This window comes from Myroides sp. C1519 (assembly GCF_038039755.1).
Lineage (GTDB): Bacteria > Bacteroidota > Bacteroidia > Flavobacteriales > Flavobacteriaceae > Flavobacterium > Flavobacterium phaeum_A.
This window is the reverse complement of sequence record NZ_JBBPHM010000018.1, coordinates 1-18,455: the sequence shown is the minus strand read 5'-3', so window position 1 is coordinate 18,455 and position 18,455 is coordinate 1. Positions and strand designations below refer to the sequence as shown.

The 18,455-nt window shown below is 33.0% G+C and carries 10 protein-coding genes; 7 read left to right on the top strand and 3 right to left on the bottom strand.

Annotated features, from left to right (window positions below):
- The first annotated feature begins 4 nt into the window (after window positions 1–4).
- From AABL81_RS10530 to AABL81_RS10515, 4 genes are all read left to right on the top strand, one after another.
- Complete coding sequence (locus tag AABL81_RS10530) at window positions 5–1,066, top strand: efflux RND transporter periplasmic adaptor subunit (RefSeq protein ID WP_341341004.1); 1,062 nt, start codon at window positions 5–7, stop codon at window positions 1,064–1,066.
- A 20-nt stretch (window positions 1,067–1,086) separates the two neighbouring features.
- Entirely contained in the window at window positions 1,087–4,272 is a 3,186-nt protein-coding gene (locus AABL81_RS10525) for an efflux RND transporter permease subunit (RefSeq protein WP_158210065.1), read from the top strand.
- A 256-nt stretch (window positions 4,273–4,528) separates the two neighbouring features.
- A complete protein-coding gene (locus tag AABL81_RS10520; protein ID WP_158210064.1) occupies window positions 4,529–5,425 on the top strand; it encodes a helix-turn-helix domain-containing protein in 897 nt (298 codons plus the stop codon).
- Window positions 5,426–5,587: 162 nt separating this feature from the next.
- Window positions 5,588–6,589, top strand: coding sequence for a beta-ketoacyl-ACP synthase III (locus AABL81_RS10515; RefSeq protein WP_158210063.1), 1,002 nt, complete (start codon window positions 5,588–5,590; stop codon window positions 6,587–6,589).
- Between the two features lie 670 nt (window positions 6,590–7,259).
- Here the strand turns inward: AABL81_RS10515 and AABL81_RS10510 are convergent.
- Window positions 7,260–7,544 carry a helix-turn-helix domain-containing protein gene (locus AABL81_RS10510; RefSeq protein ID WP_158210062.1) on the bottom strand — a complete coding sequence of 95 codons (285 nt, stop codon included), beginning with the start codon at window positions 7,542–7,544 and terminating at the stop codon, window positions 7,260–7,262.
- 405 nt (window positions 7,545–7,949) lie between these two features.
- Here AABL81_RS10510 and AABL81_RS10505 point away from each other — a divergent pair, with 405 nt between their 5' ends.
- Complete coding sequence (locus tag AABL81_RS10505; RefSeq protein ID WP_341341003.1) at window positions 7,950–10,331, top strand: TonB-dependent receptor domain-containing protein; 2,382 nt, start codon at window positions 7,950–7,952, stop codon at window positions 10,329–10,331.
- 14 nt (window positions 10,332–10,345) lie between these two features.
- A complete protein-coding gene (locus tag AABL81_RS10500) occupies window positions 10,346–12,718 on the top strand; it encodes a TonB-dependent receptor (protein WP_341341002.1) in 2,373 nt (790 codons plus the stop codon).
- 147 nt (window positions 12,719–12,865) lie between these two features.
- Here the strand turns inward: AABL81_RS10500 and AABL81_RS10495 are convergent, their stop codons facing one another.
- Window positions 12,866–15,619, bottom strand: coding sequence for a DEAD/DEAH box helicase family protein (locus AABL81_RS10495; RefSeq protein WP_341341001.1), 2,754 nt, complete (start codon window positions 15,617–15,619; stop codon window positions 12,866–12,868).
- Between the two features lie 302 nt (window positions 15,620–15,921).
- Window positions 15,922–16,920, bottom strand: coding sequence for a 2-hydroxyacid dehydrogenase (locus AABL81_RS10490; RefSeq protein ID WP_158210058.1), 999 nt, complete (start codon window positions 16,918–16,920; stop codon window positions 15,922–15,924).
- A gap of 381 nt (window positions 16,921–17,301) precedes the next feature.
- Here AABL81_RS10490 and AABL81_RS10485 point away from each other — a divergent pair.
- Window positions 17,302–18,455 (top strand): hypothetical protein (locus tag AABL81_RS10485; protein ID WP_341341000.1); only part of this gene is annotated, 1,154 nt, incomplete at its 3' end.

Genomic DNA, 18,455 nt, shown 5'->3' with positions numbered 1-18,455 from the left:
TACTATGAAAAAAATAATTACAGCTCTTGTAGTGATTGCACTACTTGGTGGTACTGCCTATATATTGACAAGCAATAAATCTAAAAACGAAGCAGAAACAGCTATTGTAGCAGAAAAAAGTACTATTATTTCTGTTCGTGCGGAACAAGCTAAAATTCAAAACATAAACGCTAATTATAAAGCTAATGGAAACTTTGTGCCTTTTCAAGAGGTAATTATCTCAGCTGAAACTCCTGGACGCGTTATCAAATTATTGGTTGACGAAGGTGCTTCTGTGCGAAAAGGACAAGCTTTAGCCTTGATAAATGTTGACCAAATCAATGTGCAATTACAAAATGCAGAAGCGGCTTATGCTACTGCTAAAGCTGATTTGGCTCGCTTTGAAAGCGCTTTCACTACGGGTGGGGTAACTAAACAGCAATTAGACCAAGTGAAATTATTAGTTAAAAATGCGGAGGCTAATCTTAACTCTGCAAGAATCACAGCTAATGATACACATATCAAGGCTCCTATAGACGGAATCATCAATAAAAAACACGTTGAATTAGGAACTTTCGTTGCTCCTGGTGCTCCTCTTTTTGAATTAGTAAACGTAAATCAATTGAAGTTGAGAGTTAATGTTGACGAACAACACGTTGCTAACTTAAAAAATGGGGATATCATCAAGGTTAAAGCAAGTGTATTGTCAAATGAAGAGTTTCAAGGTAAAGTTACTTTTATCGCTCCTAAGGCTGATGCTGCTTTAAACTTTCCGGTGGACTTACTAATTACAAATAATGCCAATGCTAAATTAAGAGCTGGTATGTATGGCTCTGCTTATTTTGACTCTGAAGAAAACCAAGCTACTCCTATCTTAATGGTTCCAAGAAATGCCTTTGTAGGTAGTGTTAGCTCGAATTTAATTTACACAGTTGCCAATGATAAAGCGATTGCCAAAACAGTTGTTTCAGGTAGAAACTTTGGGGACTTCGTAGAAATTTTAGACGGACTTAAAGAAGGGGATACAGTTATCACTTCAGGACAAATCAACTTAACAGATAACGCATCTGTTACAATCATTAAATAACATCCCTAAAGGATTTACTTATGAAAATAGCAGAAATATCAATAAAACGACCAAGTATTATTATCGTTTTATTTATCGCTTTAATCTTAGGAGGTATTTATAGTTACAAAAACTTGAGCTATGAATTAATCCCAAAATTTGAAGTTAACGTAATTACGGTAGCTACTGTTTATCCAGGGGCTTCGCCTTCTGAAATAGAAAATACTGTAACCAAAAAAATAGAAGATGCAGTGGCTTCTTTAGAAAATGTAAAAAAGGTAGAGGCTATGTCTTTTGAAAGCTTATCTACTGTAATGATTGCATTGACTTCTGAGGCTGATGTTGATTTATCTTTAAATGATGCACAACGTAAAATTAATGCCATCTTAAAAGATTTACCGAAAGACGTTGACCCTCCTTCTCTTCAAAAATATTCGCTAAGTGACTTGCCAATTATGACATTGAGCGTTACGAGTAATTCAAATGAAAAGGAGTTATACGATTTATTAGACAAGAAAATCCAACCTATCTTCTCTCGTGTAAACGGAGTAGCTAAAGTTGAATTAATTGGTGGTGAGGAGAGACAAATCCAAGTATTACTTGATCCAAAGAAAATTGAAGCTTATGGTTTAAACGTACCTGCGGTTCAACAAATGATATTGGCGTCTAACCTTGACTTCCCAACAGGAAACGTAAAATCAAACGACAAACAAACATTAATCCGTTTAGCAGGTAAATACAAGAACGTAGAGGAAATGCGCGAACTTGTTATTGCTTCTAAAGGAGGAATTGACATTCGTCTAAGTGATATTGCTGATGTACAAGATGGTATTAAAGAGATTGAGAAAATCGCGAGATTAAATCAAAAGTCAACTATCTTAATGCAAATCATCAAACAATCAGATGCGAATGCTGTGACAATTAGTGAGCTTGTACACCAAACTATTGCTGAAGTAGAAAATAACAATAGTGATATTGACTTAAAAATACACATTGCTAACGATACGTCTCAATTTACATTGAAGGCAGCAAACTCGGTTATTTTTGACCTTTTCTTAGCGGTTGTGTTAGTGGCCTTTGTAATGCTTTTCTTCTTACATAGTTTCAGAAATGCCTTAATTGTAATGGTAGCAATTCCATTATCATTAATCGCAACATTCCTTGGACTATATTTATTTGGATACTCATTAAACTTATTGAGTTTATTAGCACTATCGTTAGTAGTTGGTATTCTTGTGGATGATGCCATTGTGGTAATTGAAAATATTCACCGCCACATGGAGATGGGGAAAAACAAAGTACGCGCTTCTTATGACGGTGCAAAAGAAATTGGGTTTACTGTAACCGCAATTACCTTAGTAATTGTTGTTGTATTCTTACCTATCGCAATGTCATCAGGATTGGTTCCAAACATTATTAAACAATTCTGTGTTACCGTAATTATTGCTACAATGCTTTCTTTATTGGTATCATTTACAATTGTTCCGTGGTTATCATCGCGTTATGGAAAAATTGAAGTAATTAAACCAAGTTCTTTCTTTGGTAAAATATTGCACAACTTTGAAAAAGGATTAAGCAGTTTTACGCACGCTATTTCTGACTTATTAGTGTGGTCGTTAAACTCTACTCGCAACACAATTATTGTATTAATTGTAGTAGGTATCACATTCTTTGCATCGATTGCTTTAGCGCCAATGGGATATATCGGTTTCGAGTTTTTCCCTAAAACAGATAAAGGAGAATTCCTTGTTCAATTAGAATTGCCAAAAGATGCATCTGTTGAACAAACAAATAAGGTAACTCAAAAAGTAGAAGAATACCTGCAAACAAAACCAGAAATTCAGGATTTAATCACCACAGTTGGACAATCTTCTGAAGGGTATGGCGGAATTCAAGGGACTAAGTATAAATCGGAAATTCAAGTTGTATTAGTTGATAAAAAACAACGTAAAGACAACTCATTCGTTTATGCTGCAAAGTTGAAAAACGAATTAGCACCACTTGTTGTTGATGCTAAAATCAAAACCGTTCCTGTAGGATTAATTGGTGCTGAAGAGGCTCCTCTTTCCCTTACAGTGACAGGATCTTCTTTAGACGATGCTATGGATTTTGCTATTCAAGCTAAAGACATTTTAGAGCAGATTCCAGGTGCTATGGAGGTAAAACTAACTTCTGAAACTGGTAGTCCAGAGATTAATGTACAAGTTGACCGTGATAAAATGGCTGCTTTAGGGTTAGATATGTATACGGTTGGTATGACTATGCAAACGGCATTCAATGGAAATACAGATAGTAAGTTTAGAGCTGGGGAATATGAATATGATATCAACATCCGTTTCCAAGAATATGCCAGAGGAACAATTGATGATGTAAAGGATATTTCGTTTATGAATAACGTAGGACAAAATATCAAATTACAACAATTCGCAACTGTTGCTTATAGCTCAGGACCTTCTGTATTGGAAAGAAGAGATAAAACGCCATCTGTAACTATTAAATCACAAACGATAGGACGAGATCCAGGACAAATCGGAAACGAATGGTTAGCGCAATTTGATCAATTAGAGAAAAAAGCGGGAGTAAACTACCAATGGTCTGGAACAATGGAAGACCAAGAAGAAGGTTTCGGTACATTAGGAGTTGCTTTATTAGCTGCAATTATCTTTGTTTACTTGGTGATGGTAGCTTTATACGACAGTTTCTCAAAACCATTTATCGTAATTTTTGCCGTTCCTCTTTCTTTTATTGGAGCTTTATTAGCCTTGGCAATTGCCAATATATCGCTGAATATCTTTACCATATTAGGTATCATTATGTTGATTGGTTTGGTATGTAAGAATGCGATTTTATTAGTGGATTTTGCCAACCATAGAGTTGAAGCAGGAGACAGCGTACACGATGCATTAATCGCTGCCAACCACGCGCGTTTACGTCCAATCTTAATGACTACAATTGCAATGGTAATCGGAATGGTGCCTATTGCCTTAGCAAGTGGTGCTGGTTCTGAAATGAACAACGGATTAGCTGTAGTAATTATTGGAGGACTACTTTCTTCTCTATTCTTAACCTTGGTAATTGTACCAATTATCTATTCTATTTTTGATAAGATTGGAAATCGCTTTGGAAAGAAAGAAAAAGTAAACTTTGGTGAATTAATGACTAAAGATTATACTGTAAATGACAACTTCGTAGATGAGTTTGCAGCGAAAGAAAACACTGCTAAATAAGAGTATTTATATATTTAGATTAAGGGAGCTTTTAAAAAGCTCCCTTTTTTATATGCAAGAGTTCTTTATGCTTATAACATAGTAGCATAAAAAAAACACCAAAATAACATCAGTAAATAATATAAGCAGCCTTACTCAACCTCTATTATTTGCAAGGTTTTAATAGGTTTTTATCCTTTTTTTATTATTTGATATTAGTTAACAATTGCTAACTATTACTTACTTTTAGACTCCCTTAAACAACCAATATATTATTGTGAATTCAGACTTCGTACAGGTTTATTCTTTAGACAATATTACAGACAGATACAAGCATATCTTAACAGATAAACGCCTTGCTATTTTTGAAATTGGTCCTAAACACAATCAATACTTTGTTGTAGATAGACCTTACCAATTCAATGTTTTTGGACTTATTTTAGTTACTCGTGGCAAATGTGAGATTACCATTAACTTCGAACCTACTATGGTGAAAAAAGACGATTTACTTGTAGTTCTTTCTAATCAGTTGTTTGAAATAAAAAAATATAGTGAAGACTTTACTGTAAAAACTCTTTTTGTTGATGCTGATATTTTTTTAGAGGCTGGTTTTCACATTAAATCAAATAACCTTATTCAATTTCTATCATCTCAATATCCGAAAATTATTTCTTTGGATAAAACAGTTATTAGCAAAATTAGAAACAACCTAAAGGAGCTGTCTAAACTTTGCTTTAAAAATGAACACACTTTTGGGAAAGACTTAATTCTAAATTACTTTTCTATTCTTATGTACGAGTTAGGGCATTTTTATAATAAAACCATTTTAGTACAAAATCACGGCAAACAACTTCGTAAAGAAGAAACTACAAAAACATTTCTCTATTTAGTGGCTACACACTTTAAAAAAGAACGTAGTGTACAATTTTATGCTGATCAAATGTATATTAGTCGAAAACACTTAACTAAAACAATCGTAGAAGTTTTCAAAAAGACTCCCAAACAAATTATATCAGAGACTATCATTTTGGAAGCTAAAGTTTTATTGAAAAACCCACGTTTATCGATTTCTGATGTGATAAATGAATTAAACTTTCAAGACCTTTCAGTCTTTAGTAAATTCTTTAAAACTCATAATGGTGTTTCACCGACAGAATTCAAAAATAAAAATTAACTTTTCTTTAGTAGTTAATCGTATAATTGCGTCTTTTTTACAACTTAATCCGTTTAATTATCTACTTAAAAAAACTGGAAAAGCAAGAAATTTGGGATGTTTTAAGTCAGTTTATAGTCAAACAGAACTTAACAACTTTATTTGAGATAAAGACGCGTGAAAATGAAAGAAATTAATAGTACAAAACAACTATTTGCATCCATTACAGCTATCGGAGGATATGTTCCTGAAGAAAAAAGAACTAATGCAGACTTAGCATTAATAACTGATACATCTGATGAATGGATAACTAAAAGAACTGGTATTAAAGAAAGAAGAATTTTAAATTCTGGACTTGCTACTTCTGATATGGCAGTTGCTGCTATCAAAAATTTACTTGAAACTTATCATAAAGACATCAAAGCAGTTGATGCTATCATTGTAGCAACTTCTACTCCTGATATGCCAATGCCTGCTACTGCAAATATTATTTGTGAAAAATTAGGTTTAGACAATGTTTGGGGGTTTGACGTTAATGCCGCTTGTTCTGGTTTTTTATATGCTCTTGATCTTGGTTCTTCTTTAGTTGAAACACGTCGTTACAAAAATGTACTTGTTATTGGTGCTGATAAAATTAGTGCTTACGTTAATATTAAAGACCGCTCTACAAATATATTGTTTGGAGACGGAGCTGGTGTTGTATGGTTAGAGCCTTCTGCAGAAGAAGGAGTCTTAGATGCTGTTATGCACAGTAACGGACAAGGAAGAGAATTCTTAAATATTGAAGGGGGTGGATCTTTATATCCAACTACTGAAAATGAAAATACAGAAGACAAAAAATATATTAAACAAGATGGTAAGGTTGTGTTTAAACACGCTATACAATCTATGAGTGATGCTTGTTTAGATGTACTACAAAAAAATGATTTGACTATTGAGGACGTAAACTGGTTAGTACCTCATCAAGCAAACAAAAGAATCATTGATGCAGTAGGTAAAGAAATTAAAATTCAACCTGAAAAAACATTGGTTAATATTGCAAACTATGGAAATACGATTGCTGCAACTATTCCTTTGTGTATTTGGGAGAATACAAATCAAATAAAGAAAAACGATTTAATCTTACTAACAGCTTTTGGAGCAGGCTTCTCTTGGGGAGCAAGTATCTTAAGATGGTCTATATAAATAAAAAGACTGTCTAAAAGATTAACGAACAACCTGACTCTTGAATATTAGCCTACCCTTTCTATGAAACGATAAGGATAAAAATAAATCAGGTACAAAAGTTGAGGACTAAGTATAAACATCCCTTTTCTATAAGAAACAAAATAAACGAAGATTTAAAATGTAAAATATTGGATTGTTCTTACTATAAAGAACATATCAAAGTGTAGTTTTAAACGTACCATGTTCGAGACATCTACCACTCAAGTCCCACAGAAGTTCGGAAAAGAGGCTTTTTTCCCGAAGATGTATGGTATTTGTGTGGTACTTGTCTGAAGCAAGTATCAAAGAAGTTTATAACAACAGTACTTTAATAGCGTTTGAAAGACTTTCGAAACAATATATTAATTACTTGAATAAAGACGTAAGAATGCTACTACTGAATCCTTTAATGCGAAATTAAAGCACTTTAGATTGATATATAGAGGAGATAGAAATAAAGATTTTTTCTTTTGTAGATTAATCATTGTCTTGTTTAATCCACAACTTTCGTTATTGATGTATATAACAAAAAATAGGGTGCCTTACTAAGGCACCCTATTTTTTGTTATATGCAATACCTATTCCTCTTTCTTTTAAATTTACTTAAAGAAACAATATAAAAATAAGGTATACTATTATCTGTATTGTCTTAAATGAACTTCTCAGGAAAATCAATTCCTCTTTCCATTAAATAAGTTATCAATCCCTTGTGTTTTGCATCAATATCAAAATGACAATCACACGCAATTGGACAAATAGTAGCAGGAGAAATTTCCAATATCTTAGCAATTTCATTCAACACTTCGCTTTTCAGCTTTGTCTTCCCACTCTCAATATCAGAATAAGCTTTTTGAGAAAGTCCTAACTTACTCGCTACAAATTCTTGAGAATATCCCAATAATTTTCTTCTACTTTTAATCTTATCTATTTCCATAAACTTAACATTAGCGCACGTCCTTTCTTAAAATTATATAAGTACAAACGTATTTTAGAAACAAAAATAACAATTATAATTTCATAAAGTAAAATATATCAAAAATATCAGTACTTTTGTGCTAACAAATTTTCATAAACAACAAAGCCGGTCAAGCTCAAAAAGTGATTATCTTTTAGTCAGAAATAATTTAATCATATAGCTTAGCCAAGAAAACTGCTTTCCCCAAGCAGTTTTCTTTTTTTATATACCTTCCTTTTCTGTTCACTTTCGCAAAAAAACTGTCCATATCTGAACACTCTTATTCTCTACACAAAAAACAAACACCTGCAAAACAGTTAGTTGTATTTTATTTTCTCATTGGCATATTTATAGTCTTTTAGATAAACAGAAAAGATAAATACTATGAAACATTTTATACTAACTGCTTCCCTATTTTTAATTACACTTGCTGCAAATGCTCAAAACAGTATTAAAGGGACTATCGTTAATACAGAAAAAACACCCGTAGATTTTGCTGAAATATATTTATTGGATATGAATGGAAAATTAGTTCAACAGACATTTTCCAATGAAAAAGGGGTATTCAATTTAGATAATGTAGAAAATAACGCTTACTTATTTCAAATACATAGCTTAGGTATTCAATATCTTGAAAAGACAATTGAAGTAACTACTCCGGTAGATTTAGGTGAAATAAAAATTGACACTAATAACAACTTAGACGAAATTGTTGTCAAAACACAAGCGAAACTTTTTGAACGAAAAGTAGATCGAACTGTTTTCAACATTGAAAATTCTGTTCACGCTACTAATAACAATGCAACCGACCTACTTAAACTAACCCCTGGAGTAAAAGTAGATGACCAATCAATTGACTTAATTGGAAAAGGCGCTGTTAGAGTAATGATTGATGATAAAATTGTACATCTCTCAGGAGAACAATTACTAAACTATTTAAAAACAATTCCTTCTGATAATATTAAAAAGATCGAAGTAATTACTGCTCCTCCTGCTAAATATGAAGCAGAGGGACAAAGCGGACTTATCAACATTGTTCTAAAAGAACCTAAACAAGATGCGTGGAGCAACCAAATATCTACAGGTGTTATGGCTTCACAAAAAGCAATATGGAGATTTGGAGATGTATTCAATTATAATAAGAATAAAGTATCTATAAATGCAAGTGTTAATGGAACAACAGGTTATGCTGCAGGAAAAGATAAATCGATTATCGCTTACCCTACCCAAACTTGGTCATCAACTAATGATAGCAATTCAAACAATGGAAGTATTTCTGGTAACTTCTTAATTGATTATAAGGCTTCTGACAAAACTTCTTTTGGCGTACAATACAGAGGTGGTAAAAATACACCAAGTAATGATGATTACACAACTACTATTGTTAATAACCCTGTTGATAACTTAATAAAAACAATCGAAACTGACGGGAAAACAAAAAATATTACTAACAACCACTCTGTTAACGCACATCTTATTCAAAAGTTTGATACACTGGGAACTAAGCTAAATTTAGACTTTGATTACTTTACTTTTAACAACGATAAAAGTAGACTTTTCAACACAAATGAACATAGTGTTGATAACGTTGTTAACAAAGCATATATCGCAGAGAGTACAGGAGAACAAAACATAGATAATTACAGTATTAAAGTTGACGTTGAACAACCTTTTAAAAGTTTTAAACTTTCCTATGGAGCAAAGGCGAGTTTTACAACTACTAAAAACAAAACAAACTTCTTTGATCTAACTTCTGGTAGTCCTGTTCAAGATGATAAACAGAGAGATAATTTTGAATATAAAGAAAACACTCAAGCTGTATATGTTAGTGGAAACAAATCTTTTGGAGAAAAATGGCAAGCGCAAGCTGGTCTAAGATTAGAAAGTACACAAACAGAAGGGTTTTCTAAGATTTACAATACAACAGATAAGAATGATTACACAAAACTATTCCCGAGTTTATATGTTTCTTACGAGATGAATGACGATAATACATTTTCTGTGAATTACAGCCGTCGTATTATGCGTCCAAGCTTTTGGCAGTTAAATCCTTTCCGTTGGTATGTTAACGAATACAGTTTTGTAGAAGGGAATCCTAAATTACAACCTATTTTTTCTAACAGTGTAGAACTTACACATACGTTTAAAGGGAAGTTGATAACTTCTGTGCGTTATGCTAAATCAAAAGACTCTTTTTCTCAATACCCAATTGCAGATCCAGAAACAAACACACAGATGTATTTAAACGATAATATTTTCGATATGTATTCTTTTAACGGATCTATCACTTATGTATTCAATACACTGCCTTGGTTACAATCGCAAAACTCATTTAGTGCATTTCACAATCGAACAAAACTTATCAAAGATTTAGACTTTGAAACGCTAAATGGTTGGGGAACTTATTTCTCTACTAACAACACTATTAATCTAAATACAGAGAAAACATTACAAGCTCAAGTTGACTTTTGGGTACAGCCTAAATTTAATGTTTTGATGTACAAACTTAATACTATGTCGTCTTTAAATCTTGGTTTAAAATACGCTATGTTAAATAAAAAGCTAAATATGTCGTTATATGTAAATGACGTATTGCGAACAAGTGGACAAACTGCTGTAACAGAAACGAATGGGGTGCGACAAACCTATAAAGCAAATGCACTAACTCGCTATGTTAATGTTGGACTTTCTTACTCTTTTGGAAACTCTAAAATTAGAGTAACAGAACATCAGGGAGGAAATAAAGACGAAATCAACCGAAAATAACCTACTATCTAATTATGAAACATTTTTTGACAACTACTTTTCTATTTTCTTTGTTTTGCACAACTACTTGGGCACAGCATACGATTAAAGGAAAAGTAACTAATGAAAACAACACGCCTATTGACTTTGCTGAAATATTATTAACACAGCCGAAGGCCGTATTGATTAAACAAGTATTCTCTGATGAGAATGGAACCTTTGCAATAGAAGATATCCCTACAGGTGATTATGATTTTAAAATTGTGTACTTCGGCAAAAACCTCAACAACCAAAAATTATCATTGACAGAGAGTATGGATTTGGGGGTAATTCAAATTAAAGATAATAACCAATTAGACGAAATTGTTTTACAGGCAGAGAAAAAGCTGATCGAACGCAAAGTGGATCGTCTTGTATTCAATACAGCTAATAGTATTTCATCTCAAGGTATGAATGCTATTGAAGCATTGACCAACACCCCACTTGTAAAAGTAGTAGATGATAAAGTGAGTATTGTTGGTAAAAGTGGTGTTACTATTATGGTCGATGATAGACCGCTATACTTATCAGGCGATGCATTAACTAACTATTTAAAAACATTGCGCTCTGATGATATCGAGCGTATTGAAGTGATTACTTCTCCCCCTGCCAGATATGAAGCATCTGGTAATAGCGGAATGATAAACATTGTGTTGAAAAAAAATAAGACAATGGGATTATATGGTACTGCAAGTGGTTCGTATTCCTATAATAACAATCCAAGCTATAATGCAAATGGGAGTGTAAACTTTCAAAATAAAAAGTGGAGTATAATGTTGAAGGCTAATGGTAATGACAGCCACTACCAATCTGAAAACAATTACACCTATACAGAAGCGACAAAAGGGATGGCTTCTAACTCAGATTGGAATTCGAAATACAAATCTGTTGGTGGAAACTTAACTACGAATTACCAAATTACAGACAATGCGTTAGTTGGTGTAACATACGACATCACACGTATGACAAACGACTCTAAGCGTCATAACAAGACTATTTATAGCACATACCCTCAAGCTGTCATTGATTCAACAATAACATCATTGAGCAGTGGTGATTCGAAAAACTATTATCACACACTAAATACCTTCTTTGACCAGAAGTTAGACACCTTAGGTAGTAAGTTGTCTTTAGGAGTAAATTATTTTGCTAATATTCCAGACAACACAAACACAATTGTGGACTATAACGCTATAAGTGCTATTAGTAATCAAATGTATTACACAAATAAACTTGACTATAATGTATGGAGTGCTACTGCTGATTTGTCTTACAAACTAAAATGGGCTGATGTTGAAATAGGTGGTAAATACACAAATTACGACAACAAGGCAACTGTAAATTATTACAATTGGAAGAACGATGACTATGTTTTAGACAACAAAAAGAGCAATCGCTTTAACTATGCAGAAGATAATTATGCTGCTTATTTCAGCTTAAGCAAAAAGCTAAGTGACAAATGGCAAGTAAAAGGAGGTCTGCGCTATGAACAAACAGAAGTAAAAGGTCATTTGTTAGATACAGATGAAAAGTTTACGAAGTCTTATGGTAAATGGTTCCCTACAGCCTATATATCATTTGACCCTAATGACAATCACTCATTTAGTTTTAATTACGCAAAACGTATCAATAGACCGTATTCTAACATTCTAAATCCGTTTAGATATTATGAGAACAAATATTCATACAACAGTGGTAACCCTGAATTAAGTCCTGCTATTACAAACAATTTTGAATTAAACTATGTATTCAATAGCACGCTGTCATTCACGCTAAACTATAGCAAATTGACAGATTCATTTGATCAATTAGCAACATTTGAAAATGGAATAATGGCTTCTACATATTACAATATGTTTAACCAGGAAAGTTATGGTATTGATGCGTCTTATAGTAATAAAATACTGCCTTGGTGGGAAACTAATACAGGTACGAACTATTACTATGCTATTGCGTACTATAGAGCACAGGAAGCATCACAAGTACCTCAGAATGGACCAACTTTTAGCTATTACTCACAAAACACATTTAATGTAAATAACGCTAAAACAATAAAACTATTCTTAAACTGGTATCACCAACTTCCGAATAAAGAAGACAACACAAGATATAATAGTTACAAAACATTATCTACAGGAGCTAAGTTTGCTCTATTAGATAAAAAGCTTAATATAAACGTAACCCTTTCTGATATATTCAACACAGGAAAATCAAGTGGAACAATGTATTATGAAAACAATACACAGACATTTGCTAACAAATGGAATTCAAGAAGACTAAACCTTAGTGCTTCGTATTCTTTTGGAAATAGCAGCAATAAAAAACAAATAAAAGAAGCTCGCTTCGAAGATAAAAACAGAAGTAATTAGTTAGTCTTGATTACAAAAAAAACGCCCATTATAGCACTTGCTAAATGGGCGTTTAAATTTATATCTACACTATTACAAGATATTTTTATGTACTTGTATAAGCTAATTATAATCTATTTCTTGATCAACTCGACATACTCAGTTTGCTTATACCCACACATTCTCTTCTCGTATTCCATTATCAGCTAACTGATTTGACAAAGCATCAACTCGACAACTAAGTAATTCGCTTCTACCTTCAGGTGTTCGCGTATAAACAATGCGCGTTGGACCTACATACTTTGCCCATCTTCCAGCAAAGTAATCTACCATCTTTCTATTCATTCCCAAACATTCTGGCACTGCGTGAAAATCAGAGTAACTATCTGCGTGAGCTAAAAAAGAACGTCTTTCGATAACATAACGTGGATTATCTATTGGAGCTAATATCTCATTTAAACAGCTAACGAATAAATTACCTTCTAACACTGTGGTTCCTTTTACAACACAATAGATACTGCCAAACACATCAATTCTACTGATAATCTCTATTTCTGCTTTAGGGGTTGCAATCAATTCAAACTTGCATAATGTCTCTAATAAAGCAGTTGCAATATTGAGTACATCTAAACTAATATCTCTATACTTTCTGGCAATCTTATAATTTCTATAAGCCTTCTTACCAAACTTTAAAAACACTCCCATAAAAAACGTGTTGAATAACCAAAACAAGAAGCCTTCTTTGTTCATATCTCCCCAAATAACCACATTTAACATTAAAAAATAAAACTGGTTAATCAAGAAAGTACCTATTAATACACCTAAAGAGAATAGTGCATTCGCAATTGTTTTATGAGTATAAAAAGCTTTCACACTCTCTAAGGTGCGATTGTCCTGAGAAGGTATAAAAGGCACTTTAATCGTATGTACTAAATCCGTTCCCTTTGCTATTCCCTCATTCCATCGGCTGTATAGTGCCTCCCTATTCTTTGCTTGTTCAAATGTTCTTTTATTCTGTTCCTCTATCTCTTCATACGATTGTAAAGAATAAGGCAATAACAATCGCTGTGTACCATTGCTAATAACAACTTGCTCTTCTTCCTCGTGATTTGATATTCCAACAAAGCCACGAAAACGACGTGACAAGACATTTCTATCATTTCCTCCGTGTTCTACATCCGGATCTAAGCAGACTAAATGCCAAATATTTGCTGTCTTTGTAGGATTATTACGTTCAGTACGAATAGCACGGCCCCTCATTTGATTAGAAGAAACGTACGAGCCTACAACACTGGCAAGGATAAGCGCATTAATTGCAGGAGCGTCCCATCCCTCCCCTAAAAGAGCTTTGGTACCTACTAATACTTTTATTTCCCCTTCTTCAAACAGCCGAGTAATAAGATGAATTACATCATTCTTAAAATGTTCTCTAATACTTATTTCAATATAAGAACTATCATAGGCTACAGGAAGTATGGCGACTTCCTTTATATTTCTCTCTTGCATTAACGTTACAAGTCGCTCCTTCGCTGAAATAGGAATGATCACTAATGATCCTGTTAGTACTCCCAATTTAGTAATATGAGGCGCATTTCTTCTCAAATGTTCAAAAATTGACACAACACCTACTTTACTCAAGGTACTGTCATTTATTTCTTTCTGAACGTGGTACTCCTTACGTATATAATCCGCTAAGACTACTAAGCGCAATTGATCTTGCAAACATTGGTGCTCAAAATTAACGATGTCTAAAATACTACTCAGCTTATTGACACTCGCATTGAGTAGTGCGTTCTCTTTTTTGCTATTTCCAAAACGTATTTGACGATGCTCCATCGCTCCATAACGACGAAGTCTATTAATTATCTTCTCAACCCTCTCTTCATATCCTTCAATGTCTTCAAAAAAGATCTTTCCCCTAAAACAATAAAAGTTTAAAGCCTTTTCCATCCATTCATATGTCAGGATAGGAACAGTCGTTTCTTCATCTCCTAAAATCTCTAAATGTACAGATGGCACCGTTCCCCTAAAATCGTTTATTAATACCAAACACGCCATATAGTTCGCAAGGTTCTCATATATCCAATCGAGATACTCCATTGGTTTTTGATAAACAGGTGTTTGTTCTAAATCTACAATTAACTCTTCATTCTGACGTAATTTAGTATAAATCTCGTGAACATTGTTTCGTATTTCAAGTATAGCCTCTCTTTCGTGTAATTCAGGCATACTAAAATAAATATAGTCCTGATGAGGACACAAATCTCCTTGTCCAATTAATTCCGGAACAAAAATCTCTTCATCAATTGGTCCGTTTAATGAGATATAACGATTCCACTCAAACCCAGTAACATCATAAGGAGGCGTTGCCGTAAGTCCAACAACAGTTGGCGATAATTTCTGTTCTAAAAAATCTAAAGACTTCCACCATTCCTTTTTCAAATGATGTGCTTCATCTACAATGATAGTAGAAATACCTGCCTCTTTTAGTAATTGAATAATGGTATCCCCATTCCTATTACCGTAAGAAACGGTTCTTTCTATTTCTTCCTCTTCTAATACCTCTTCCTCCTCTTTTAGGTTGTTGAAAGTAGCGTGAAGTCCTTGATAAGTTGAAACCGTTAAAAACTGTGGATTGTATAAATCACGAGATATCCAATCAGGCACCTCATCAACTTGTAAAAACAACTCACAAAAGCGTTCTACCCATTGATTACGAACAGCCAATGTAGGAGCTAAAATTAAGGTTGGTTTATTTAATCGCAACATTACTTCAAGCCCAAGTACTGTTTTCCCAGAACCAGGAGGAGCGACGATATGAAGTTTATCATCGCTTAAATGTTGGCTTAACTGGTCTAACACCTTTTGTTGATAACTACGCCAAGTATATTTAAAACCAATATGGGAGGGAAACTCTTTCACTGTTATGAATTAAAAGGAAAAGATACAAAAAAATCAAGTATACTAAATTACAAAATGCGAGTTTCACAAATACTTATCTTCACTTTGCCCTTGATTACATTACAAAAGCAACTATAACTTTGTTAAACACACAATGTTTAAGTTCTAATATCAACACAAACATACATATTCAAAAAAACACCAGTTCAACGCAAATAGTGTTAGTAAAAACAAGAAATCTACTATTAGAAAATAGCCATAAAAAAAGCAAGCAGAAACACAAAAGTCTCTGCTTGCCGAATTCAAGAATTACAATAATATTTTTATAGTTCAGCCACTCTACCTTCGATTGCTCCTTTAGTAGATAACTGTTTTAAATTGTCTAATGTAATATAAGATATTTGAGATAATGCCTCATCTGTAAAGAAAGCTTGGTGAGCTGTTACAATTACATTCGGGAATGATGTTAACAACTGCAATCTCTCATCTTCTAAGATAGTTTCAGACAAGTCGCGGAAAAACACCTTCTCTTCTTGCTCATATACGTCAATAGCTAAAGCACCTATTTTCTTTGCACGCAAAGCTTGGATAGCCGCGTGTGATTCAATAAGTTTTCCTCTACTTGTATTTATCAAGAATACACCATCTTTCATCTTAGCAATAGTGTTTTCGTTAATCAAATGCATTGTATCAGGAGTCAAAGGACAGTGTAAAGAAATAATATCAGATTTAGCGTAAATCTCGTCTAAGCTAACATATTTGATACCTTCTTTTTTCAATTCTTCATTCTCATAAATATCATAAGCCAACACTTCTGTTCCTAAAGCTTTCATCATTCTACAGAATACAGCTCCAATATTACCTGTACCAACAATACCTACTGTTTTTTTGTAAATATTTGTTCCTAATAGTCCATTCAAAGAATAGTTTTGTTCACGTACACGGTTGTATGCTTTGTGAATTTTTCTATTCAATGTAAACAATAAAGCTAATGTATGCTCAGCTACTGCTTCAGGAGAATATGCAGGTACTCTACAAACTTTGATATTGTGCTTATGTGCCTCTTCAAGGTCAACATTATTAAAACCAGCACAACGCAAAGCAATGTACTTCACATTCTTCTTTGCTAATTTTTTAATAACCTCAGCATCTACTTTATCATTAACGAATACACATACAGTATCCGTACCTTCAGTAATAAGATTTACTGTTTGTTCTTCTAATCCTGTATCAAAATATTCTAACTCAAAACCGAAACTTTTGTTCTCTTTATTGAAGAAAGTAATATCATAAGGCTGCGCTGAAAAGAAAGCAATTTTCATAATTTTATTTTTTCTGTAATAACACAATTAACATACCATAAGGACCTATATCCTTACCAAGAATTAAAGTTACTCATTAAATTTAACAATCCCTCTCTTTCCTGCCAAATAATCTCATTTTGTCTATTTTACAAAAGTTATTTTCTTCTTTTTATAGTAAATTATCTCTCATTAAAACAAAGAAGTAATTAATTAAAAAAACATTTATCTTCTAATCAATATCCTAAACAAAATGACATTTTATTCTTTTATACTAATTCTTATATAGAAGTCCCTTTGTTTTAATAATATTTTCAGCGTATTACTTATTACTTACAATATTTTTTCATTATTTTGTGTACTTTCTTAGAAACTTATAAAACGGCTTTTTCCAAACACAAAATGATCGCAAAAATTCAACTTAAATTAAATAATGATGTTCTTCTTACAGTTATCAAAATGGTACAACAAACCGATGATTATGCTGTAAAAAATGTAACAGATGCTTTGCTTATAAGCACCAAAGAAGATCTAATTACTAAGTTGGAAGAGAAAGCAAAAAATATTCACAAACAGGTTTCTATTCTTGACCACAACAAAAAACATTCTTTAGTTCTAAAATACCACGAAGCTTATTCTTTGTATAAGTTATTAGATGCTGTTTTTAATAAACAATTATTTAACGACAGCCCGCATATCAAAAGGATAAAAAGACTTATCAATGAGTTGCATAACAAAGTTGATATTTTTGCTAAAGAAGAAGATTTTGCTGTAGTTGATGTTGAGCATAATGATGAGGTTACTACTCCCGCTATTGCTACTAATCTTGTTGAAACTGAACTTTTCGTAAATGAAACTACTGACCAACAAGTTGAAATAACATTAGAACCAGATGCTTTTGAATCACTAAACTTTAATGAAGGAGTAACGGATGAAACTCATTTGAATTTATTCACAGAAGCTCCTCAAGAAAATATCTCTCCTATAAACAGCAATAGTCGTTCACAAACAGATGTTGATACAGAAGAAGAGCAAGAAGCTATTATCTGGGAGGAAACACTTGAACTTGATAATTTACCTATTCAAGAAGAGATAGACAAAGATTTGTTTTCTATTGAATTCACAAATGAAAATACAATCCCTAAAATGGATTGGGAAATTATAAAAGCAGAAGATTCTATTCCTTCTGATTGTCCTCCAAGTCCAGCGGCAATAGAGAAACAATCATTAAATGATTCTAAGTTTAGCGAGTTTTTTAATATTGCAAAAAAAGGTATCAATGCAGAGGAAAATGATTTAGCACAAAAAGAGACTAAACCGTCTTTTCAGAATAAAACGACATTGTTCGAAATACCTGCAACAGAACTACCTTTAGTAGACAACAAGCCACAAGAGGATATTACGGCAATAGAGCAACCTTTAGTAATAGAAGACAACTTAGCCATAGAAAATGAAGCTACATTGTTTGAAATACCTGTAACAGAACTACCTTTAGTGGACGACAAGCCACAAGAGGATATTACGGCAATAGAGCAACCTTTAGTAATAGAAGACAA

Bases quoted from the DNA above. Each gene is read 5' to 3' on its own strand.
- AABL81_RS10530 (WP_341341004.1), top strand. From the start codon at position 5: ATGAAAAAAATAATTACAGCTCTTGTAGTGATTGCACTACTTGGTGGT.
- AABL81_RS10515 (WP_158210063.1), top strand. From the start codon at position 5,588: ATGAAAGAAATTAATAGTACAAAACAACTATTTGCATCCATTACAGCT.
- AABL81_RS10500 (WP_341341002.1), top strand. From the start codon at position 10,346: ATGAAACATTTTTTGACAACTACTTTTCTATTTTCTTTGTTTTGCACA.
- AABL81_RS10505 (WP_341341003.1), top strand. From the start codon at position 7,950: ATGAAACATTTTATACTAACTGCTTCCCTATTTTTAATTACACTTGCT.
- AABL81_RS10510 (WP_158210062.1), bottom strand. From the start codon at position 7,544: ATGGAAATAGATAAGATTAAAAGTAGAAGAAAATTATTGGGATATTCT.
- AABL81_RS10490 (WP_158210058.1), bottom strand. From the start codon at position 16,920: ATGAAAATTGCTTTCTTTTCAGCGCAGCCTTATGATATTACTTTCTTC.
- AABL81_RS10525 (WP_158210065.1), top strand. From the start codon at position 1,087: ATGAAAATAGCAGAAATATCAATAAAACGACCAAGTATTATTATCGTT.